Source organism: Bacteroides uniformis (genome assembly GCF_025147485.1).
Classification (GTDB): domain Bacteria; phylum Bacteroidota; class Bacteroidia; order Bacteroidales; family Bacteroidaceae; genus Bacteroides; species Bacteroides uniformis.
Map to the genome: position 1 here is coordinate 3,246,410 of NZ_CP102263.1, position 21,523 is coordinate 3,267,932.

A 21,523-nucleotide genomic window follows, 5' to 3' on the forward strand; every position below is an offset into this window, starting at 1 on the left:
TTGATAATTAATAGTGGATGGGGAGTGAGTTATACCGGTTCTATGTTGTTCTCCTCTACATACCACAAGTAACCCCGTATATTTTCTGCGACATACCCCATGCGGACCAGCAGTTGCATGTATCCCTGCACCTGCTTGTTGTACTTCTTGTTTGGCTTTCCGAACTTGAAGTCCACCACTACGATTTCTTCGCCACGCATCATCACGCGGTCCGGGCGGCGTGTCCGCAGTTCACCGTTTTCCTGCCAGATGATGTCGCATTCATTGAATAGCTGCCACGTTCCTGAATACCAGTCCTTGACTTGAGGCAGGGAGAAAGCGCGTTGGGTGAGATTGCGTATTTCTTCTTCCGTCTCACTCCGTCCAATCACACCTTCAAAGACGAGCTGGCTGATGGCATTGTCAATGTCTTCTTCGGTTTCGATAGCGGAGAATAGGGTATGCAGCAAACGTCCCCGGTTGATGAAACGCCAGCTGGACTCTGCTTCGTCTACTCCTGCTATGAAGTCTGCCGAACGGTTGGATTGCCGGAACTCGATGTCGTGGAGCATACTCTCCATGTGGACGGGCAGTTTGACCGGCTTTTGCGAAAGTCTGTTGACCGGTTGCTGTTCATAAACCTCAGGTTTACGTTCGCAGTATAGAGGTTTACGTTCGCAGCATAGAGGTTTGGCTTCGTCATCAGCAGGGTTGTCTGCGTCATGCTGTGAGACGGGGACGGAGGAGGGACAAATCCTGCCGTTCTCGTATATGGCAGCCTCTTCGTCCCAACTGCCTGCTCCGTCTTTGGCTATGCGGGGCAGGGTGTTGGCAAGGAGTTCGGACATGGTTCCCTTCTGTTCCTTCCGGCTCCAGAGGATGAGGTTCTTGCCGGCACGGGTAAAGGCCACGTACAGCAGATTCAGATTGTCCACCCACAGCTGAAGACGTTCGTGCAGATAGTCCTGCCGGTATATGGATTCCGCCATGGTGGTGGAATAGTTCACCGGCACTAAGCTGATGGCATTATAAGGCTCTTCCGGTGGGACGCACCACACCAGCTGGTTGTTGGTTTCGTTCTCCAGCTTCCAGTCGCAGAAGGGAATCAGTACGGTATGGAATTCCAGTCCTTTGGACTTGTGGATGGAGAAGATGCGTATGCCGTCCATCTCACCGCTGGGGATGGTTTTGCTGCAAAGGGTTTCGTCCCAGTAGCGGATGAAGCTGTCCAGTTCGGAAGAATTGCTTTGCAGATACTCCGTCACAGCATCGAAGAAGGAGAAGAGGTAGGCATCCTGCTTTTCAATGCGGCTCATGCCGAAGATGCTGAACAGTTCTTCCAGTAACTCATACAAAGGCATCAAGCGCAGCGTTTCCCGTCGGGAGGTAAAGGTTTCGGGCAGGGGAGTGGCTATGATGAATCCCGACTGCTCGTCATTTGTCATTTGTAATTTGTAATTCTCCATCAGCGCAGCCTCCGCAATCTTGTTCTCCGGATTCGATAGGCAGCGCAGGGCATCCATCAGCATGCAGATGGCAAGGGAGGCATCCAGACGGAAAGCTTCGTCGGACACGACAGAAAGATGCAGTTCTTTGTCAAAATAGTCGGCTATCGGCGGGATATTCTTGTTCTTGCGGACAAGGATGGTGATATCATTCAGTGTTACGCCCTCTTCCAGCAGCCGTTGCACCTCTTCTCCTAAAGCGAGAAGGGTCTGCTCTGTATAGTTGTGTTCATCGTCCGGTTCAAGGAAGGTGGCTTTTACGTAGCCGTACTCCGTGCTCTTGGGCGATTCCTGCACTACGTCGGCATAAGCGCGTTTCAGGGGTAGGCAATCCTCTTTCAGTTCGTTCAGGTGTAATGCATTGAGGTAGTCTATGGCAGCGGTAAATACCTGGTTGTTGAAACGGATAATGTTGGTTTCGCTACGCCGGTTTGTTTTTAGGGTTTCCACACGGACGGGGAAGGAGTTTAAGTTTAATTCTTTATTTCCCAAGCTGTTCAGTATTCCCCAGTCCCCGTTCCGCCAGCGGTAGATGGACTGCTTCACATCTCCCACAATCAGACTGTCAGCTCCTTGCGAAAGTCCTTCGAGCAACAGCAGACGGAAGTTGTCCCATTGCATGCGGCTGGTGTCCTGGAATTCGTCAATCATGACGTTGCGTATGTTGGCGCCGATTTTCTCGAAGACGAACGAAGAGTCACCCTCGCGCACCAATTTGTGCAGCAGGGCGTTGGTGTCCGAAAGTAGAAAGCGGTTATGTTCTCGGTTCAGTGTACGTACCTCTTCGTCAATATGGTTGAGGAGTTGTAGTTTGTTGAGATGCTGGAGCGAGAGACGGCAACTGTTCAGGGTGCGGTTGCGTTGCGGACGCATTCTTTCGGCTTCCTGCAGTAGAGGTATCAGGCTGGTTTTTGCCAGACAGATGATGTCGTCCTTCCGTGAGGATGTTTTCGTTGCCCAGTTTTTTGCATCTGCCAGGCTGTTTTGCAGGGTGGCGTTCAGCACATCTTTGTCAGACAGTCTGCCGTCGCGCAGTTTGCGGAAGTAACTGCCGATGCCTCGGGCACCTCCTTTCAAGTCTTCGGGAGTGAGGGCATGCCCTTCCAGTTCGCCTTCAAACTGGTCGTAGAAACTTTTCATCTGTTCCAGAGCCTCGGTTTCCATATCGCGCAGCACATCCCGGTAGAGTTTCAACGTGTTCGGAGTACGAAGGCATTGCCGTAGTTTTTCGCCGCGTTCTATGTAGCTTTCATCGAAGATGTTTCGTCCGAAACTTTTCACCTCATTCGATACGTTCCAGCGTTTGTCGTCGCGGATGCGCTCGTCGATGTAGTCCAGCAGCCATGCCAGCACGGGAGAAGTGGGGGTAAGCTTCTCGATGAGGCTGTCTACGGCATCACTCAGCACTTCACTGTTGTTCAGCTCTATGTTCAGGTTAGGACTCAGTTCCAGTTCGCGGGCAAGGTTGCGCATCACAGATTGAAAAAAGGAGTCGATGGTTTCCACGCGGAAACGGCTGTAGTCATGCAGCATGTATTGCAGTGCCATGCCGGCCCGTTGACGAATCTCCCCGTCCGTCAATCCGTCCCCGCCTTCTTCTTTAATTTTTAATTTATAATTTTTAATTCTCTCCAAGTATGCTTCGGAAGAAGGTGCTCCCTTCCAGATACCGTAAAGCTGTGTCAGTATGCGCTCCTTCATCTCTGCCGTAGCCTTGTTGGTGAAGGTTACGGCAAGTATCTGCCGGTAGGCGCGTGGATTGATTATCAAATGCTTGATGTATTCCACAGCCAGCGTAAAGGTCTTGCCTGAGCCGGCAGAGGCTTTGTATACTAATAATTCCATGTAAATTGCTGCATTGAGTATGTATCTGCAAACGTACACAAAAATAATGAGAAAAATAAATGCTTCCCTGCTTTCTCTTATAGAAAGAAGTGGGAAGCATCCATTATTGAGGGGCTATGTGTAGGGGCTGTGCTACATTACCGGCGTCTGGAAAAGAAATACAAATCCTTTGCTGTCTTTCAAATCCTTTATGGCATCTCCGGCATAGATTTCTCCGTTTGTCAGTGAGAGTTTCTTGATTCCTGCATTCGGGCTAAAATCGATTTTTTTCAGGTCGAGCCAGAACAAGTTAGGGGTCAGTGTGGACTCAAAATAATATACTTTGTTCTTCTGGTCGGATACAGAACGCCAACGGGTGGAGGAGATATGGGGCTTGTCCGGTGTGGTGATACCGAACGGTACAGAAACATTGCGCATTACGCTCAATACACTGGGTACGGCAATCTTTGCATCCGCTGTTTGCGGAATGGCATTGATGTAGAACGATGCGCGTACAAAGCGGTCACTGGAGCGGTTGGTTCCCGGCAACATATTCAGCCCGCCTACCTCTTTCCAATAGTCGTTGATAGCCAGCTGGAGTTCATATTTGGGAGAGTTGGTCATTACTTGATACTGCTTGCCTTCATGTATCTCAAGGTTTCCGTCTATGTATTCCAGGACAGCCGTGTTTCCGGTTTCATCTGTGATGGCCAGATGCAGGGTGGAAGCGGCTCCGTTGGGCAGGTCTGGTGCATCAATGCGGAAGGATTCTTTTTTCAGTTCATCCACAGCTTCGCGTACGGTTGCAAAATTGTCGAGTACGTATTGCGTCCAGATACTGATGCCCATAATCGGGCGGTTGTCTCCCGGGCGGTGGTAAACGGACTCCGGAAGGAAGAGCAGGCTGGCAACCAGACCTTTCTCGTTCATACCGTCGCAGGTACCTATGTCATAACCGGCGGCAATGACGCTACCGTACTTGGAAGTCCAGTTCACTGTATTCCCTTTGTTGTAGCCTGCCCTTTGCATGCCTCTTGGGAATACATAGATGTTACTCATAAGGTCTTCTTTCCAGTCCATCGTACGTCCTGTAATGACTGTATTGTCAGGACCGATGTAGGTGGCTCGGGTACACGCTTCTGTTTGTTGCACACTCATGGAGGCTATGGCAGCCAGTGCAACAGCTATTGTCTTTATTGGTTTATTCATCTCGCTTTTGTCTTTATGAATTAATACTCTGTTTCATAGAATAACAAAAGGAGGGGAGTATAGTTTGAGAAAAAGAGGGGAAATCCCTTACTCGTCTTTTTCTTTCAGCAATTCCTCCATCTTCAGCACCTCGTCCCGATACTGTGCGGCTTCGATAAAATCGAGTTTCTTGGCAGCCTCCTGCATAAGCTTCTTGGTACGTTCGATACTCTTTTCCAGTTGCTTGCGGCTCATGTACTGTACTATAGGGTCGGCAGCCATCGTAGATGTACTTTCTTGTTCCACATAGGGGCGGGGAGTGCTGGAAGTGAACTTCTCGCTGCTGAGGACGGCTTCGCCGGAAGCCTCGTTGGTGGCAAACACATTGAGGTTCTTGGCTTTCTTGATTTGCTGTGGTGTGATGCCGTGCTCTTCGTTGTACTTCAACTGCTTCTCGCGACGGCGGTTGGTCTCGTCGATGGTCAGTTGCATGCTGTCCGTTATTTTGTCGGCATACATGATGACCATACCGTTCACGTTACGGGCGGCACGTCCGGCAGTCTGTGTCAGTGAGCGGTGGGAACGAAGGAAACCTTCCTTGTCTGCATCGAGAATGGCAACGAGAGAGACTTCAGGCAGGTCGAGTCCTTCACGCAGCAGGTTGACACCAACAAGTACATCGTAAACGCCCTCGCGCAAGTCACCCATAATCTTCACACGTTCCAAAGTGTCTACGTCGCTGTGGATATAATTACACTTCACGTTGTTGTTCAGCAGATATTCCGTCAGTTCTTCAGCCATTCGTTTGGTGAGGGTGGTGACGAGGGTACGCTCGTTCTTCTCGATGCGTACTTGGATTTCTTCCATCAGGTCGTCTATTTGGTTGTGGCTGGGACGCACCTCAATAATGGGGTCTAACAGTCCCGTCGGGCGGATGACTTGTTCTACTACGATGCCTTCGGATTTCATCAGCTCATAGTCTGCCGGTGTGGCGCTGACGTAAATCACTTGTTTGGCCATCTCTTCGAATTCATCGAATTTCAGCGGGCGGTTGTCCATGGCAGCCGGCAGGCGGAATCCGTACTCCACTAGGTTTATCTTGCGGGCGCGGTCACCTCCGTACATGGCACGTATCTGCGGGACGCTGACGTGGCTTTCGTCAATGACTATCAGGAAATCTTCGGGGAAGAAGTCCAGCAGGCAGTAGGGGCGGGTACCGGCAGCACGTCCGTCAAAGTAGCGAGAATAATTCTCAATGCCGGAGCAATGTCCCAATTCGCGTATCATTTCCATATCATAGGTTACCCGTTCCTGCAAGCGTTTGGCCTCGAATGGGCGGCCTTCGTTTTCAAACCATTGCACCTGCTTGTGAAGGTCATCCTCTATTTCGTGTATGGCACGCAACGTGGCTTCCTTGGTGGTCATGAAGAGGTTGGCGGGATAAATCTTGTAGGCATCGAACTTGGCGACGGTAACGCCGCTCATAGGGTCCACTTCCTCAATACTGTCTACCTCGTCTCCCCAAAAGGTGACGCGCAGCAAGTTGTCGGCGTAAGCCAGATAAATGTCCACCGTATCGCCTTTCACGCGGAAATTGCCGCGGTTCAGGTCAATGTCGTTGCGTACATAAAGACTGTCCACCAAGCGTCGCAGGAAGACATTGCGACTGAAATTCTTGCCTTGCTGTACTTCGATGACGTTGTTGTAGAAGTCTGCCGGATTCCCCATGCCGTATATGCACGAAACGGAGGATACCACCACTACATCTTTCCTGCCCGAAAGCAGGGCAGAGGTGGCGGCAAGGCGCAACTTGTCTATCTCGTCGTTGATGGCGAGGTCTTTTTCTATATAGGTGTCCGATGATGGCAGGTAGGCTTCGGGCTGATAGTAGTCGTAGTAGGACACATAGTATTCTACGGCATTGTTCGGGAAGAATCCCTTGAACTCGCTGTATAACTGGGCAGCCAGCGTCTTGTTGTGGCTCAATATCAGCGTTGGCTTGTTGATGTTGGCAATGACGTTGGCTATGGTGAATGTCTTTCCGGACCCGGTGACACCAAGCAGTGTCTGTGCGGGAAGTCCCTCGCGCACGCCCTCGGTCAGCTGTGCGATGGCCTCCGGCTGGTCACCGGTGGGCTGGTAAGCGGATGTCAGTTCGAATTTGTTCATTTTCTCTTCTTAGGAGCGGCAATATTCGGTAAAATCTTTGAGATAAACAAAATTTTTTTGTTTACTTTGCAGCTATATTGATAACAACCATTAATAATTGTAATACAACGAAGAACATGATTTGGAATGAAAGCATCGAATGCATGGATCGCGAAAGCCTTCGTAAAATCCAGAGCATTCGTCTCAAAAAGACTGTGGAGCGTGTGTATCATGACACTCCTTTTTATCGTAAGAAAATGCAGGAACTGGGAGTTACTCCCGATGACATAAACAGTATAGATGATATTGTAAAACTGCCTTTTACTACCAAGTACGACTTGCGGGACAATTATCCCTTCGGCCTCTGTGCCGTACCTATGAGCCAGATTGTGCGTATTCATGCCTCTTCCGGCACAACCGGAAAACCCACTGTGGTAGGCTATACCCGAAAAGACCTTTCAGCATGGTCCGAATGCCTTTCACGGGCCTTTACCGCCTATGGTGCCGGTAGCTCGGATATTTTCCAGGTGTCCTACGGTTACGGACTTTTTACCGGCGGACTGGGTGCGCATGCCGGTGCCGAGAATATCGGCGCTTCCGTCATCCCGATGTCCAGCGGCAATACGGAGAAGCAGATTACACTGATGCATGATTTCGGTTCTACCGTACTTTGCTGCACGCCCTCATACGCCCTCTATCTGGCAGATGCCATCAAAGACTCCGGTCTTCCCCGTGAAGAGTTTAAGTTGAAAGTGGGAGCTTTCGGCGCCGAGCCGTGGACCGAAAGTATGCGTCGGGATATTGAAACCAAGCTGGGTATCAAGGCATTTGATATTTATGGGCTTAGTGAGATTGCCGGTCCCGGTGTAGGTTACGAATGCGAGTGCCAGCACGGTACCCACCTCAATGAAGACCATTACTTCCCCGAGATTGTAGACCCGAAGACCCTCGAACCGGTTGCCCCTGGAGAAACCGGCGAATTGGTGTTCACTCACCTTACCAAAGAGGGGATGCCGCTGTTGCGCTACCGTACCAAGGACCTCACCGCCCTGCACTACGATAAGTGCTCCTGCGGACGTACACTGGTTCGTATGGACCGCATCTTGGGACGTAGTGATGACATGCTGATTATCCGTGGTGTCAACGTGTTCCCCACGCAGATAGAGTCCGTTATCCTCGAAATGCCGGAGTTCGAGCCTCACTACCTCTTGCTGGTAGACCGCAAGAACAATACCGACACCATGGAGTTGCAGGTTGAGGTTCGTCCCGAATACTATTCCGATGAAATCAACAAGATGCTGGCTCTGAAGAAGAAGCTTGTGGCCCGCCTGCAGAGCGTACTCGGTCTCGGCGTAGATGTCCGTTTGGTAGAACCGCGCAGTATTGAGCGCAGCGTAGGCAAAGCCAAGCGCGTCATCGACAACCGCAAATTGTAAATCGCCAAATTGTACATGGTAAATCGTAAATCGTCAAATAGTAAATAAACCTATGGTAGCAAAACAACTTTCCATTTTTCTGGAGAACAAGTCCGGTCGCCTCACAGAGGTGACTGAAGTTCTTGCAAAAGAAGGTGTCAACCTTTCTGCTCTATGTATTGCAGAGAATGCCGATTTCGGTATCCTTCGTGGCATTGTTTCCGAACCGGATAAAGCATATAAGGCTTTGAAAGATAATCACTTCGCAGTGAACGTAACGGATGTAGTAGGCATCAGTTGTCCCAATATCCCCGGCTCATTGGCGAAAGTGCTCCGTTTCCTCTCCGATGAAGGCGTGTTCATCGAGTACATGTATTCCTTTGCCAATGGTGAAACGGCCAATGTCATCATCCGTCCCAACGACATGGATAACTGTATCCGTGTATTGACAGAAAAAAAGGTCGATTTGCTGGCGGCAAGCGAACTCTATAAACTGTGAAAACGAAGGATTAGGGAGGAAGGATTAGGGATGAGGACTATGCAGTTGATAGCACAGTCACTAATCCCTAATCCTTCACCATTCATCCCTAATTCCTGCCCGTTCGTCTGGTTTTTGAAAAATTAAGGCTCGTATCGTTGCTTTATTCGATGCGAACCTCTATCTTTGCGCATTATTTGAACAAAAGTAATGAAGAAGAACATCCTAATAACTCTGCTTGCAGCATTGCTGCTCTCCTCGTGTGGAGAATACAACAAATTGCTGAAAAGCACAGATTACGAATACAAGTACGAAGCGGCAAAAAATTACTTCGCAAAAGGCCAGTACAACCGTGCTGCTACTTTGCTCAATGAATTGATTGCCATTCTCAAAGGTACTGATAAGGCGGAGGAATCCCTCTATATGCTGGGCATGAGTTACTATAACCAAAAGGATTATCAGACTGCTGCGCAGACTTTCATTCAATACTACAACGTTTATCCCCGCGGCACATTCACTGAACTGGCACGTTTCCATGCCGGTAAAGCTCTATATTTGGATACTCCGGAGCCGCGTTTGGACCAATCCGGTACGTATAGCGCCATCCAGCAGTTGCAGATGTTTATGGAATACTTCCCGCAAAGCTCCAAGAAAGAAGAAGCGCAGAACATGATATTTGCCTTGCAGGACAAGCTGGTGATGAAGGAGTATCTGTCTGCAAAACTTTATTATAATATGGGTAATTATCTGGGCAACAACTATCAGGCTTGCGTTATCACTGCGCAGAATGCTTTGAAGGATTATCCCTATACCAACCTACGTGAAGATTTATCCATTCTTATCTTGCGTGCCAAGTATGAGTTGGCTGTGTATAGTGTGGAAGATAGAAGAGCCGAACGTTACCGTGAAGCGGTGGATGAATGTTATGCCTTTAAAAATGAGTTCCCCGAAAGTAAGTATATGAAGGAAGTCGACCGAATCTTTAAGGAAGCACAGAAAATGCTGGGAGAAGGAAGTGAAGAGCAATAATATAATAATACAATAGATAAATTTATGGATTACAGAAAGACAAATGCTCCTACTACTACGGTGACCCGTGATATGATGGAGTTGTGTGAGGATACCGGTAATGTATACGAAAGCGTAGCGATTATCGGAAAACGTGCCAACCAGATTAGTGTGGAAATCAAGAATGACCTTTCCAAAAAGCTTGCTGAGTTTGCCTCTTACAATGATAATTTGGAAGAAGTGTTCGAAAACCGGGAACAGATTGAGATTTCCCGCTATTACGAAAAACTGCCGAAGCCGACATTGATTGCAACGCAAGAGTATGTGGAGGGTAAGATTTACTATCGTAACCCGGCTAAGGAAAAAGAAAAATTACAGTAATGATACAACGTATTCAATCTGTTTATTTGTTGTTGGTAACTATCCTGTTGGTTGTGGCAATTTGCATGCCTGTAGGACAGTTCATCGGAGCGGACGGAGTGACAGCACATGTTTTCAAACCTCTGGGAGTGGCTTTGGCCGACGGAGGATTTCAGTCTACTTGGGGCTTGTTCGGGATATTGTTGCTCAGTGCACTTGTTGCCTTCTGTACGATATTCCTTTTCCGTAACCGTATGTTGCAAATACGCATGACGATTTTCAGCAGCATTCTGCTGATAGGCTACTACATAGCCTTCTGTGTATTTATGTTTATTTTGAAGGGTGATTTGGATGCAATGACTTTCCAGTTGGGATGGGCGCTTTGCCTTCCGGTGGTAGCCATCATCCTCAACTATCTGGCCTTCCGTGCCATCTACAAAGATGAGGTGATGGTGAAGGCGGCAGACCGTTTAAGAAGATAAGAAGGTTTATCTACTTGATAATAACAAAAGGCAGACCACGTATTTCATTCGGAATACGTGGTCTGCCTTTTTTATCGTTTCCTCTTGAGGTTACAGTCGTTCCATTATACTGTTCCCATTAGAGGAAATTGTCGTTCCTACGTGTGGAAACGGGTGTTTCCTATAAGCATTACTTCTTCAAGTCGAAGAGATAAGTTATCTTGGCCGTAATGACTCCGTGTGCGGAGCGTGAGAAAAAGTCCTTCTTGGTGCTACCATAGAAATCGGATAAAGCATAGTAGTATCTTCCTTCTACGATGAAATTGCCTGCCTTGGTGCGCAGCTCTATGCCTGCTCCACCTGCAATGCCGTAGTCGAATTTGTTGTCTATGGCCTTGCCGTGCTGTTCCACGGTGATGTTGGTGTAGGATTCTGCTACAGTGCCGTCCCAGTCGCCGTCTATCTTTTCGCTGTCGCCAAGCAGGAAACCTATCTGCGGACCGGCATGGATGAAGAATTGCAAACCGCGGTCCTTGCCGAATGCCAGATGCGCCAGGAACGGTATTTCCACATAGTTCATGGTGCGGGTGTAGCTCAGTGTGGGATAGTCCTCGTAATACTCGTCCCAACCGTGTTGTGAGAAGTTCAGCTCGATTTGTGCACCGCAAATCATACTGAAGTATTTTTCGGAAATGTATCGGGTTGTTACACCGCCGTTGATACCCATCAGATTCTTCTGCTTGACAGAGGGAGAGAAGCTTACGCTATTCAGATTGATGCCTCCATTGACGCCCACAGCGAAGTTGTGGCGTTGCTCGCCCACCTGCGCATGCAGGGGCAATATACATGCACACACCAGCAGGGCGAATATGATGATTGTTCTCAGGTTCATGTTATAAGTTATAAGTTACGAGTTACAGGCTACAAGTTGATAGTTATATAGTGGATTATCAGATGATTAATCCTTAATCCCTAATCAAAGTCCAATTTCACCAGCTCAAAGTTCTTGGTGAAGTGCACGAAGAACACCTTCTTGTTGATGAAGCCTCCCCAGTTGTTTACCCGTTGGAACTTGAAGCCGGTCTGGATGGGAATCAAATCCAGTCCCTGCATGTTCTTCTCGAAAGAAGAGCCATAGCGCGCAAGTCCTTTCAGGAAGAAATAACCGGTATCGAAGCCCAACATGCCGAATTTGGGATAGCGTTCGTCCATCTCCTTGCCATACCATCTGCGGTAGCTCTTGGTGAAGTTGATGGCGGCAGGAAGCAGGTTGTTGGTATAGAAAGAGGAATAGAAATAGGTGTCCAGTTCGAAGAAGGCTTCCAGGTGGTCTTTGGTGTAGGTCTGCCACTCCGGATAGCCGAACAGATGGACACGGCTTTCGGGTTGCTCGCGTACCAACAGCGTCAATTGGGGAAGTATCTTAATCAATGTCAGGTTACTGCCGGATGTGGGGATAAAGATATTCTCACGGTCCGTGCGTAATACTGTTTTCAGGGATTCTACGGTGACATCCTCTTTCAGGCTCTTCATCGGGATGGAACGGTTGCGCAGTTCATCTTTCAGTCCCTTGATGAATTCTGCCTTGTCCTTGGTGCCCTGGCTGGCTTCAATGAAGATGACGTTGGCATTGGGGAACTGGCGCACAAAGTGGTCGTACACCTCGGAGTACAGATAGGATTGGGGGGTATTTATCTGATAGACCGCCGGATTCTGGAATACCGTGTTGTCTTTCGATGTGAATGGTATCACCAGGCGTGTGTCTTGTTTCTTGGCAAACTCGGCCAGCGGTTTGATGTGCTGTTGGTACAGAGGCCCGAAGATGATGTCCATGTCCTTCATCTCGCTTTTGCCCAGGATGGAGTTCAGCGAGGCACTTTCGGGACCAGAATTGTAAGTGTACAAGTCAATGGAAGTGCCAGTACGTTTCAAGCTGTCTACGGCCATCAGCAGGCCTTCGTAGTATTCCACCATACGGGAAGACTCGCTCTTTGATACCCCGTCCAGGAAGGGAAGGATGACGGCAGCCTTGATGGTGCTGAAGCGTTCTGTCTTTTTCCGGTTTTCACGGAACAGTTCGCTGTCGGTAGGTATTGCCTGCGACTGGATATTTTGCTCCGTCTGTGCTTTGGGATAGGGAATGCAGAGGAAGGTTCCCTTCTTTATTTTGTTTTCGCCTTTTAATTCCGGGTTGGCGGCTATCAGTTCGGCTTCGCTGATGCCGTATTCACGGCTGATGCTGAATACGGTTTCTTTCCGCTTCACTTTATGCATGTCACGGCATCGTGACTCTACGGGGCCGAGAATATTGTTGTTGGCAACCACAGTGCTGCTTTGTGTCTCAACCGGGACCATGGTTTGGGGCTCGGTTGTGGAAGGGATACGGATTACTTGTCCGATACGGAAATTCTCGGCGCTCAGTCCCGGGTTGGCGTCACAGATGGCTTTGGCAGATACATTGTATTTCACGGTCAGTCGGTAAAGGGTCTCACCGGTTTCGATGGTATGGTATGTTTCTTTTTGTATGTTGGCAGCGCTGCGTGGAATACGCAATGTGCGTCCGATGAATATTTTCTCGTCACTGCCGGGGTTCAGTTTGATGATGTCCGACTGGCTGACGCCGTACATGCTGGCGATGGAGTAGAGACTTTGTCCTTTTTCGATAGTATGCAGAAAATAAGATTGATTCTCTTGTGCTATTGCACCGATACTGCATGCACTGGCAAGCAGCAGGGAGCAGATAATGCGGTTAATCGTTTTCATTCAGTAATCGTTGGTTTATGTTTACAATTTCCCAAAGTAGCTGCAAAGGTACGAATATTGTGGCATTCAAACCAAAGGATTGCGTTAAGAAATAATATTGTGCATTTCAAAACTGAAAAATAGCGCTTTTCGGCTGATATTCGGGGGGAAACAGTTATTTTTGCAGTTAAAACGATAGGATAAATCAACATGCAAGAAGAAACAGAATATATCAATGTATATGGTGCGCGCGTGCACAACCTCAAGAATATCGATGCCGAGATTCCCCGTAACAGCCTGACTGTGATTACAGGCCTGAGCGGAAGCGGCAAGTCCTCTTTGGCATTCGATACTATTTTTGCCGAAGGGCAGCGCCGCTATATCGAGACCTTTTCAACCTATGCCCGTAACTTCCTGGGAAATTTGGAACGTCCGGACGTGGATAAGATAACGGGACTGAGTCCGGTTATCTCCATCGAGCAGAAAACCACGAATAAGAATCCACGTTCCACGGTGGGTACAACGACAGAGGTTTATGATTACCTTCGTTTGTTGTATGCCCGTGCGGGAGAGGCTTATTCTTATCTCTCCGGCGAGAAGATGGTGAAGTATACCGAGGAACAGATACTTGATCTTATCCTGAAGGATTACAAAGGAAAACGCATTTATATCCTTGCTCCGCTGGTGCGCAGCCGTAAGGGGCATTACAAGGAGCTCTTCGAGCAGGTGCGTAAGAAAGGCTATCTCTACGTACGTGTGGATGGTGAGGTGTGCGAAGCCTTGCCAGGCATGAAGCTGGACCGCTATAAGAACCATGATGTGGAGGTGGTGATAGACAAGCTGGTGGTGACGGACAAGGATGACACACGCCTGAAGAACAGCGTGGCCACTGCCATGCGTCAAGGTGACGGATTGCTGATGATACTCGATGCGCAGACGGATAGCGTGCGTCATTACAGCAAACGGCTGATGTGTCCCGTGACGGGGTTGTCCTATCGGGAACCGGCGCCGCACAACTTTTCCTTCAATTCGCCGCAAGGTGCATGCCCTAAGTGTAAGGGATTGGGGGTGGTCAGCCAGATTGATATTGACAAGGTGATTCCCGACCGTGAGCTCTCCATTGCCGGAGGTGCCATCGCACCGTTGGGGAAAGCCAAGAACAGCATGATCTTCTGGCAGATTACTGCCTTGCTGGAGAAATATGAAGCAACGCTGAAAACACCGGTCAAAGACTTACCGGAGGATGCCATCGACGAGATTCTCTACGGCTCGGACGAGCGTATCAAGATAAAGAGTTCACTGATAGGCACCTCTTCCGATTATTTTGTGACGTTTGAGGGGGTTGTAAAGTATATCCAGATGTTGCAGGAGAAGGATGCTTCTGCCACGGCACAGAAGTGGGCGGACCAGTTTGCCAAGACTGCCGTTTGTCCGGAGTGTCATGGCGCCAAGTTGAATAAGGAAGCGCTTTCATTCCGCATTCACGACAAGAACATCTACGAATTGTCTACGATGGACATCAATGAACTGTATGACTGGCTGGTAAACGTAGACCCGTATCTTAGTAGCAAACAACAGCAGATTGCCGGTGAAATCCTGAAGGAAATCCGTACACGGCTCAAATTTCTGCTTGATGTAGGTCTGGATTATCTTTCGCTGAACCGTAGTTCCGTCAGCCTTTCCGGTGGTGAAAGCCAGCGTATCCGCCTGGCTACGCAGATAGGTTCACAGCTGGTGAATGTGCTGTATATATTGGATGAGCCGAGTATCGGCCTGCACCAACGCGACAACCAGCGCTTGATACACTCTTTGAAGGAACTGCGTGACATTGGCAACTCCGTCATTGTGGTGGAGCATGACAAGGATATGATGCTTGCCGCCGATTATGTCATTGATATGGGGCCGAAAGCTGGTAGGCTGGGAGGGGATGTTGTCTTTGCCGGTACTCCCCGTGAAATGCTCCGGACGCATACGCTGACTTCCCAATACTTGAATGGTGAGCGTGCCATTGAGGTGCCTGCCAAGCGTCGCGAGGGCAATGGACACAGTCTGTGGCTGCGTGGCGCCAAGGGTAATAATCTGAAGAATGTGGATGTGGAGTTCCCGCTGGGCAAGCTGATTTGCGTTACCGGTGTTTCCGGCAGTGGCAAGTCCACGCTTATCAACGAGACGTTGCAGCCTATTCTTTCGCAGAAGTTCTATCGTTCACTGCAGGATCCTTTGGACTATGACAGTATTGAAGGGCTGGAATATATAGACAAGGTGGTGAATGTGGACCAGTCTCCTTTGGGACGAACGCCGCGTTCCAATCCTGCCACTTATACCGGTGTGTTTTCCGATATCCGCAATCTGTTTGTCGGCTTGCCCGAAGCGAAGATACGTGGATATAAGGCGGGACGCTTTTCCTTCAACGTCAGTGGCGGACGCTGCGAAGCTTGCCAAGGCAATGGGTACAAGTGCATTGAGATGAATTTCTTGCCGGATGTGTATGTGCCTTGCGAGGTATGTCACGGCAAGCGTTACAACCGAGAGACGCTGGAAGTGCGTTTTAAGGGAAAATCCATTGCCGATGTGCTGGATATGACCATCAACCGTGCGGTGGAGTTTTTCGAGAATGTGCCTCAGATATTGAACAAAATTAAGGTTATCCAGGAAGTGGGATTGGGTTATATCAAGTTGGGCCAGTCTTCCACCACGCTCTCCGGAGGTGAGAGCCAGCGCGTGAAGTTGGCTACGGAACTTTCCAAACGTGATACGGGCAAGACTCTGTATATCCTTGACGAACCTACTACCGGACTTCATTTCGAAGATATCCGCGTTTTGATGAACGTGTTGAACAAACTTGTAGACAAAGGGAATACCGTCATCGTCATAGAGCATAATCTCGATGTCATCAAGATGGCGGACTATATCATCGATATGGGGCCAGAAGGCGGTAAGGGAGGGGGAGAACTCCTTTCCTGCGGAACCCCGGAAGAGGTTGCTAAAAGCAAGAAAGGCTATACGCCTAAGTTCCTGCGTGAAGAATTGAATATCAAGTGATAATTATCTCATCATAGAGAATATTATGAAAATCAATAAGACGAATGCAGCAAGGCTTCTCGACAAGGCCAAGATTGCGTATGAGCTCATTCCCTACGAGGTGGATGAGAACGACTTAAGTGCAGTGCATGTAGCTGCCAGTTTGGGTGAGGACATCAATTGCGTGTTCAAGACGCTGATTCTTCACGGTGATAAATCCGGTTATTTTGTCTGTGTCATCCCGGGTGAGCACGAAGTGGATTTGAAGCTGGCGGCAAAAGCGTCAGGAAACAAAAAATGTGACCTTATCCCGGTTAAGGAACTTTTACCTCTGACTGGCTATATCCGGGGTGGGTGTTCACCCATCGGCATGAAGAAACCTTTCCCTACCTATATCCATGAAACGTGCCTGCGGTTTCCGTATATCTATATCAGTGCCGGACAACGCGGTTTGCAGCTTAAGTTGGATCCGAAGGATTTGGTAAGGGAAGTGCATGCAGAGGTTTGTATTCTTTTTAATGAATAAATCTTCTATTTCTGCCGAGATATTTTAATTTTATAAGGAAATCTTCAATAGAATTTATATATTTGCAGGAATTATTCAAGAAATCAATCCAATTACTAATTCTAAAAACTAATTTTTATGTTCAACAAACACCCTAAAGGTCTGATTGCCGCATCTTTTGCTAATTTGGGCGAGCGTTTCGGCTTTTATACCATGATGGCCATTCTTGTACTTTTTCTGCAAGCCAAGTTCGGACTGGATGGAAAAGAGGCAGGTTTGATCTACTCAACATTTTATTTTTCTATTTACATTCTAGCATTGATAGGTGGTATTATTGCCGACAGAACCCGTAATTACAAAGGTACCATCTTTGCCGGTATTGTTTTGATGGCGGTAGGTTACTTGATGCTGGCCATCCCGTCTCCTACACCGGTTGCCAATAAGACCTTGTTTCTGGTGATTACTTGTGCAGCCTTGTTTGTCATTGCTTTCGGAAATGGTCTTTTCAAGGGAAATCTTCAAGCGCTCGTAGGGCAGATGTACGACAATCCTCAGTACTCCAGCATGCGCGATTCCGGTTTCTCCTTATTCTATATGTTCATCAATGTAGGTGCCATCTTTGCCCCGTTTGCCGCAGTAGGCGTGCGTAACTGGTGGTTGTCCACATTCGGCTACAATTATGATGCCGACCTGCCTGCCCTTTGCCACGGACATCTGGCAGGAACGCTGACTCCCGAGGCTGTGGACACTTATAGCGCATTGGCAGCCAAAGCCACTATTTCCGGAACACCCGTAACGGATATGACGGTATTTGCCAATGAATATCTGAACGTGTTCACCACTGGTTTCCATTATGCATTCGGTGTAGCTATCCTGGCTATGGTTCTCTCTTTGGTAATTTTCGTCATCAACAGAAAGAAATTCCCCGATCCCAGCAAGAAGGTTGCTGCAAAAGCGGGCGATGCCACTGCAGTGGAGATGAATGCACAAGAGGTAAGACAGCGCATGTATGCATTGTTTGCCGTATTCGGTGTGGTAATTTTCTTCTGGTTCTCGTTCCATCAGAATGGATTGACACTGACTTATTTTGCCAAGGAATATACAGATTTGAATTTGTTCGGCATGGCTATTTCAGCTGAGCTGTTCCAGTCTTTGAACCCGATTTTCGTTGTGTCTCTCACTCCGGTCATCATGGCTGTCTTTGCAGCACAGCGTGCCAAGGGTAAAGAGCCTTCCACTCCGCGGAAGATTGCCATCGGTATGGGTATTGCTGCCACTGGCTTCCTTATAATGGCTATCGGTTCTTATGTAAGCAACTTGCCGATGCACAAGGATATTATCGCTTTGGGTACCTCTCCGGTGAAGGTGACTCCGCTGTTGCTGATGGTTACCTATCTGATATTGACTGTTGCCGAGTTGTACATTTCTCCGTTGGGCATTTCATTCGTATCCAAGGTGGCTCCTCCCAAATATCAGGGTATCATGCAGGGCGGTTGGCTCGGTGCTACTGCCATTGGTAATCAGTTGCTCGTTATCGGTGCTATCCTCTACGAAAGTATTCCTATCTGGATGACGTGGACGGTATTTGTAGTAGCGTGCTGCATTTCCATGTTCACCATGCTGTTCATGCTGAAATGGCTTGAAAAGGTGGCGAAGTAATCGGAAACGAAAGATAAAACTAAAGGCTGCGCAATGTTCGTAATGAACTGCGCAGCCTTTAGTTTTTGGAGGGCTTTTAATGCCGGGACTCAGATTTCCAGTCCCATGATGTAGTCATTCATGTAATATCCGTTTCCTATCGGGAAATCCCCTTCACGGAGTTTTCGCATTCCCATATGTTCGTAAAACTGCAGTGCCTTGTTGTTGCGGTTTACATTCAATTCCATCAGACAAGGGCCGGGATGTACTTCCTTGATGTACTTGATGGCTTCTCGAAAGAGGAAACTGCCGCAATGTGCACCCTGGTAATAGGGGAGCACATAAATCTTTTGCAGGTGGAATAAATCTTCTCCTTGCTGCTGTACGGACACATAGCCCGCCGCTTCACATTCTTCGTAGGCCAGGAAGTAGACGTGGCCTTCCTCTTCCATTTGCTTGCGGATATTGTCCAATGAATACATCCATTCCATCATGTAGTCGGTCTGTTCGGGAGTAAGGATATCCTTATACGTGACGGGGAATATTTGCTGCGCAAGTTTCTGAATCAGTGCGCAGTCTGCTGTCGTTGCTTTTCTTATGGTAAACATATCGGTTGTATTTATACTGTTTGGGGTGTAAAGTTAAGCCTTTTTTGTGAAACAATCGTTATCTTTGCAGACCGTTACCGAACTAACTAATTTTGATTTTAAAAATTATGGCATTTACGAGCAACATTATGATTGTCCGCCACAGATTACTGAAGGAACTGGTAAAGCTGTGGAATAACAACGAACTTGTGGATAAAATAGACCGGCTGCCCATCGAGCTGAGTCCGAAGAGGTCCAAGCACGCGGGACGCTGCTGTGTGCACAAAGAGCGCGCGGTGTGGAAGTACAAGTCATTGCCGCTTCTGGGACTCGATATGGAGGACGAGACGGATGAGCTGACCCCCTTGTCGGAGTACGCTGCCCGTGCACTGGACAGAGCGGAAAATGGCAGGCCGAAAGACAACATCATGTGTGTGATTGACGAAGCTTGTTCGGCATGTGTGCAGATTAACTACGAGATTACGAACCTCTGCCGCGGATGTACGGCACGCAGTTGCCAGGTGAATTGTCCCAAGAAGGCAGTGCATGTCAAGGAGAGCGGTCAGGCATGGATTGACCATGATGCATGTATCAGTTGCGGCATCTGCCATAAGAGTTGTCCCTACCATGCCATTGTTTATATTCCCGTACCTTGTGAGGAAGCTTGTCCCGTGAAAGCCATCAGTAAGGATGAGAAGGGGATAGAGCATATTGACGAAAGCAAATGTATCTATTGCGGAAAGTGTCTCAATGCATGTCCATTCGGAGCAATTTTCGAAATATCGCAGGTGTTCGACGTGTTGCACAGAATCCGCAAGGGTGAGCAGGTGGTGGCTATCGTGGCTCCGTCCATCCTGGGGCAGTTCAAGACGACTATTGAACAAGTATATGGCGCATTGAAACAAGTCGGTTTTACGGATGTCATTGAGGTGGCTCAGGGTGCGATGGATACCGTCAGCAACGAGGCGCACGAGCTGATTGAGAAGCTGGAGGAGGGTCAGAAGTTTATGACGACTTCCTGTTGTCCGTCTTATATAGAGTTGGTGAACAAGCATATTCCTGCCATGAAGCCTTACGTGTCGGGCACCGGTTCGCCAATGTATTATGCTGCCCGCATTGCTAAAGAGAAGTATCCGGATGCGAAGGTGGTCTTCATAGGTCCTTGCGTTGCCAAGCGCAAAGAGGCGCAGCGCGACGAGGCGGTGGACTTTATCATGACTTTCGAGGAGGTGGCTTCCGTGCTTGCCGGGCTGGATATTCAGATGGAGCAGGCAAAGCCCTATTCCATGAGTTTCACTTCCGTGCGCGAGGCGCATGGTTTTGCGCAGGCAGGAGGCGTGATGGGTGCCGTGAAAGCCTATCTGAAGGAAGAGGCAGATAAAATCAATGCCGTACAAGTGGCTAATCTGGATAAGAAGGCTATCGGTGCGTTGCGTGCTTACGCCAAGTCGGGCAAGGCTCCGGGGCAATTTATTGAAGTGATGGCTTGCGAGGGCGGTTGTATTACCGGGCCATGTTCGCACAATGAAATAACTGCCGGAAAGCGCCAGCTGACGCAGGAGTTGGCAAAGAGGAAAGAGACGTATTAGCCCTTTGTCCGTTTATATGAAGCATTTGATTGACAAACTGCGGAGCAACCGCAGGCTGGATGCCGAAGAGTATAAAGCCATGCTTCTTTGCCGGGACACAGAACTTGCAGCCTACCTGCAGGAGCTTGCTCGGGAAGAAGCGCTTGCCCGCTTTGGCAATAAAATCTTCATTCGCGGACTGATTGAGATAACCAACCGTTGCCGCAATAACTGCTACTATTGCGGCATACGGAAGGAGAACCGGAACATAACCCGTTATGAGCTGACGCAGGAGGAGATTCTTTCGTGTTGCCATGAAGGCTATCGGTTGGGCTTCCGTACCTTTGTGCTGCAAGGGGGCGAAGCGCCGGCGGTGAAGGATGAGGGGATGGTGGAGGCAGTTGCCGCTATCCGGCAATCCTTCCCGGATTGTGCCATTACCTTATCCTTGGGCGAGAAATCGCGGGAAGCCTACGAACGTTTCTTCCTGGCAGGTGCCAACCGCTATCTGTTGCGGCACGAAACCTGCAACGAAGGGCATTATCACCGGCTTCATCCTGCGGAGATGTCCCTTTCCCATCGGTTGCAATGCTTGGACTGGCTGAAAGAGATAGGCTATCAAGTGGGAACCGGAATCATGGTGGGCAGTCCTTACCAGACGGTGGACCATTTGGTAGAAGACATTCTCTTCATCGAACGGTTTCAGCCGGAGATGATAGGCATGGGACCTTTTCTTCCGCATCACGATACTCCGTTTTCCTCTTTTCCGCCGGGAGATATGGAGTTGACGTTGAAGTTGCTTTCTATCTTCCGGTTGATGCATCCCGCGGCACTGATACCTGCTACCACTGCCCTGGCCACACTTGCTCCGGACGGACGGGAACGGGGAATATTGGCTGGCGCCAATGTCGTGATGCCTAATCTTTCGCCTTCTCATCAGCGGGCGAAGTACTCCCTCTATGATAACAAAGCTTCTGCGGGTGCCGAAGCGGCAGAAGGTTTGCTAAAATTGGAGGAACAACTGAAAGGGATAGGCTACGAGGTATCAAGAGAGAGAGGAGATTATGAGAATGGAGAATTGACCGTTGATAATTGA

The 21,523-nt window shown here is 48.8% G+C and carries 16 protein-coding genes; 10 read left to right on the forward strand and 6 right to left on the reverse strand.

Translation table 11 applies throughout. The features are described 5' to 3' along the window. Nucleotides 1-29 precede the first annotated feature (29 nt). The 3 genes from NQ510_RS12935 to uvrB all read right to left on the reverse strand — a co-directional run bounded on the left by NQ510_RS12935 (nt 30) and on the right by uvrB (nt 6,665). A complete protein-coding gene (locus NQ510_RS12935; RefSeq protein ID WP_005825370.1) occupies nt 30-3,329 on the reverse strand; it encodes a UvrD-helicase domain-containing protein in 3,300 nt (1,099 codons plus the stop codon). A 132-nt stretch (nt 3,330-3,461) separates the two neighbouring features. Then, the gene (locus tag NQ510_RS12940; RefSeq protein ID WP_005825365.1) at nt 3,462-4,517 is read right to left on the reverse strand and encodes a linear amide C-N hydrolase; all 1,056 of its coding nucleotides are present in this window, start codon (nt 4,515-4,517) and stop codon (nt 3,462-3,464) included. 87 nt (nt 4,518-4,604) lie between these two features. Beyond that, nucleotides 4,605-6,665 carry an excinuclease ABC subunit UvrB gene (gene uvrB, locus NQ510_RS12945; protein WP_005825363.1) on the reverse strand — a complete coding sequence of 687 codons (2,061 nt, stop codon included), beginning with the start codon at nt 6,663-6,665 and terminating at the stop codon, nt 4,605-4,607. 116 nt (nt 6,666-6,781) lie between these two features. Here uvrB and NQ510_RS12950 point away from each other — a divergent pair, with 116 nt between their 5' ends. From NQ510_RS12950 to NQ510_RS12970, 5 genes are all read left to right on the forward strand, one after another. Next, complete coding sequence (locus NQ510_RS12950; protein WP_005825361.1) at nt 6,782-8,080, forward strand: phenylacetate--CoA ligase family protein; 1,299 nt, start codon at nt 6,782-6,784, stop codon at nt 8,078-8,080. Between the two features lie 52 nt (nt 8,081-8,132). Beyond that, on the forward strand, nt 8,133-8,558 hold the full coding sequence (locus tag NQ510_RS12955) for an amino acid-binding protein (protein ID WP_005825359.1): 426 nt from the start codon (nt 8,133-8,135) through the stop codon (nt 8,556-8,558). 189 nt (nt 8,559-8,747) lie between these two features. After that, on the forward strand, nt 8,748-9,566 hold the full coding sequence (locus tag NQ510_RS12960) for an outer membrane protein assembly factor BamD (RefSeq protein ID WP_005825357.1): 819 nt from the start codon (nt 8,748-8,750) through the stop codon (nt 9,564-9,566). Nucleotides 9,567-9,590: 24 nt separating this feature from the next. Then, nucleotides 9,591-9,926, forward strand: coding sequence for a DNA-directed RNA polymerase subunit omega (locus NQ510_RS12965; protein ID WP_005825356.1), 336 nt, complete (start codon nt 9,591-9,593; stop codon nt 9,924-9,926). Further along, on the forward strand, nt 9,926-10,387 hold the full coding sequence (locus NQ510_RS12970) for a DUF4293 domain-containing protein (protein WP_005825355.1): 462 nt from the start codon (nt 9,926-9,928) through the stop codon (nt 10,385-10,387). Before NQ510_RS12965 ends, NQ510_RS12970 begins: the two co-directional genes overlap by 1 nt. 169 nt (nt 10,388-10,556) lie before the next feature. Here the strand turns inward: NQ510_RS12970 and NQ510_RS12975 are convergent, their stop codons facing one another. Together NQ510_RS12975 and NQ510_RS12980 are read right to left on the reverse strand one after the other, a co-directional pair. Beyond that, nucleotides 10,557-11,258, reverse strand: coding sequence for a porin family protein (locus NQ510_RS12975; protein WP_005825354.1), 702 nt, complete (start codon nt 11,256-11,258; stop codon nt 10,557-10,559). Nucleotides 11,259-11,338: 80 nt separating this feature from the next. Beyond that, the gene (locus tag NQ510_RS12980; RefSeq protein WP_005825353.1) at nt 11,339-13,129 is read right to left on the reverse strand and encodes a LysM peptidoglycan-binding domain-containing protein; all 1,791 of its coding nucleotides are present in this window, start codon (nt 13,127-13,129) and stop codon (nt 11,339-11,341) included. Between the two features lie 189 nt (nt 13,130-13,318). Between NQ510_RS12980 and uvrA the strand changes: the two genes are divergently transcribed. The 3 genes from uvrA (at nt 13,319) to NQ510_RS12995 (ending at nt 18,293) form a co-directional block, all read left to right on the forward strand. Then, nucleotides 13,319-16,150 (forward strand): excinuclease ABC subunit UvrA, encoded by a 2,832-nt coding sequence (gene uvrA / locus NQ510_RS12985; RefSeq protein WP_005825352.1) that lies wholly within the window; start codon nt 13,319-13,321, stop codon nt 16,148-16,150. Nucleotides 16,151-16,175: 25 nt separating this feature from the next. Continuing rightward, nucleotides 16,176-16,655 (forward strand): Cys-tRNA(Pro) deacylase, encoded by a 480-nt coding sequence (gene ybaK, locus NQ510_RS12990; RefSeq protein ID WP_005825350.1) that lies wholly within the window; start codon nt 16,176-16,178, stop codon nt 16,653-16,655. Between the two features lie 117 nt (nt 16,656-16,772). Then, nucleotides 16,773-18,293, forward strand: a complete 1,521-nt coding sequence (locus tag NQ510_RS12995) for a peptide MFS transporter (protein WP_005825349.1) — start codon at nt 16,773-16,775, stop codon at nt 18,291-18,293. 89 nt (nt 18,294-18,382) lie between these two features. Here the strand turns inward: NQ510_RS12995 and NQ510_RS13000 are convergent, their stop codons facing one another. Continuing rightward, complete coding sequence (locus NQ510_RS13000; protein WP_005825348.1) at nt 18,383-18,880, reverse strand: GNAT family N-acetyltransferase; 498 nt, start codon at nt 18,878-18,880, stop codon at nt 18,383-18,385. A gap of 107 nt (nt 18,881-18,987) precedes the next feature. Here NQ510_RS13000 and NQ510_RS13005 point away from each other — a divergent pair, with 107 nt between their 5' ends. Both NQ510_RS13005 and hydE read left to right on the forward strand, forming a co-directional pair. Then, a complete protein-coding gene (locus tag NQ510_RS13005) occupies nt 18,988-20,448 on the forward strand; it encodes a monomeric [FeFe] hydrogenase (protein WP_005825346.1) in 1,461 nt (486 codons plus the stop codon). Between the two features lie 16 nt (nt 20,449-20,464). Further along, nucleotides 20,465-21,523 (forward strand): [FeFe] hydrogenase H-cluster radical SAM maturase HydE, encoded by a 1,059-nt coding sequence (gene hydE / locus NQ510_RS13010; RefSeq protein WP_005825345.1) that lies wholly within the window; start codon nt 20,465-20,467, stop codon nt 21,521-21,523.

What these genes read in the sequence shown, in the direction of transcription:
- hydE (WP_005825345.1), top strand. Translation starts at nt 20,465, where the DNA reads ATGAAGCATTTGATTGACAAACTGCGGAGCAACCGCAGGCTGGATGCC.
- NQ510_RS12980 (WP_005825353.1), bottom strand. Translation starts at nt 13,129, where the DNA reads ATGAAAACGATTAACCGCATTATCTGCTCCCTGCTGCTTGCCAGTGCA.
- uvrB (WP_005825363.1), bottom strand. Translation starts at nt 6,665, where the DNA reads ATGAACAAATTCGAACTGACATCCGCTTACCAGCCCACCGGTGACCAG.
- NQ510_RS12960 (WP_005825357.1), top strand. Translation starts at nt 8,748, where the DNA reads ATGAAGAAGAACATCCTAATAACTCTGCTTGCAGCATTGCTGCTCTCC.
- uvrA (WP_005825352.1), top strand. Translation starts at nt 13,319, where the DNA reads ATGCAAGAAGAAACAGAATATATCAATGTATATGGTGCGCGCGTGCAC.
- ybaK (WP_005825350.1), top strand. Translation starts at nt 16,176, where the DNA reads ATGAAAATCAATAAGACGAATGCAGCAAGGCTTCTCGACAAGGCCAAG.
- NQ510_RS12975 (WP_005825354.1), bottom strand. Translation starts at nt 11,258, where the DNA reads ATGAACCTGAGAACAATCATCATATTCGCCCTGCTGGTGTGTGCATGT.
- NQ510_RS12955 (WP_005825359.1), top strand. Translation starts at nt 8,133, where the DNA reads ATGGTAGCAAAACAACTTTCCATTTTTCTGGAGAACAAGTCCGGTCGC.
- NQ510_RS13005 (WP_005825346.1), top strand. Translation starts at nt 18,988, where the DNA reads ATGGCATTTACGAGCAACATTATGATTGTCCGCCACAGATTACTGAAG.
- NQ510_RS12965 (WP_005825356.1), top strand. Translation starts at nt 9,591, where the DNA reads ATGGATTACAGAAAGACAAATGCTCCTACTACTACGGTGACCCGTGAT.
- NQ510_RS12995 (WP_005825349.1), top strand. Translation starts at nt 16,773, where the DNA reads ATGTTCAACAAACACCCTAAAGGTCTGATTGCCGCATCTTTTGCTAAT.
- NQ510_RS12970 (WP_005825355.1), top strand. Translation starts at nt 9,926, where the DNA reads ATGATACAACGTATTCAATCTGTTTATTTGTTGTTGGTAACTATCCTG.
- NQ510_RS13000 (WP_005825348.1), bottom strand. Translation starts at nt 18,880, where the DNA reads ATGTTTACCATAAGAAAAGCAACGACAGCAGACTGCGCACTGATTCAG.
- NQ510_RS12950 (WP_005825361.1), top strand. Translation starts at nt 6,782, where the DNA reads ATGATTTGGAATGAAAGCATCGAATGCATGGATCGCGAAAGCCTTCGT.
- NQ510_RS12940 (WP_005825365.1), bottom strand. Translation starts at nt 4,517, where the DNA reads ATGAATAAACCAATAAAGACAATAGCTGTTGCACTGGCTGCCATAGCC.
- NQ510_RS12935 (WP_005825370.1), bottom strand. Translation starts at nt 3,329, where the DNA reads ATGGAATTATTAGTATACAAAGCCTCTGCCGGCTCAGGCAAGACCTTT.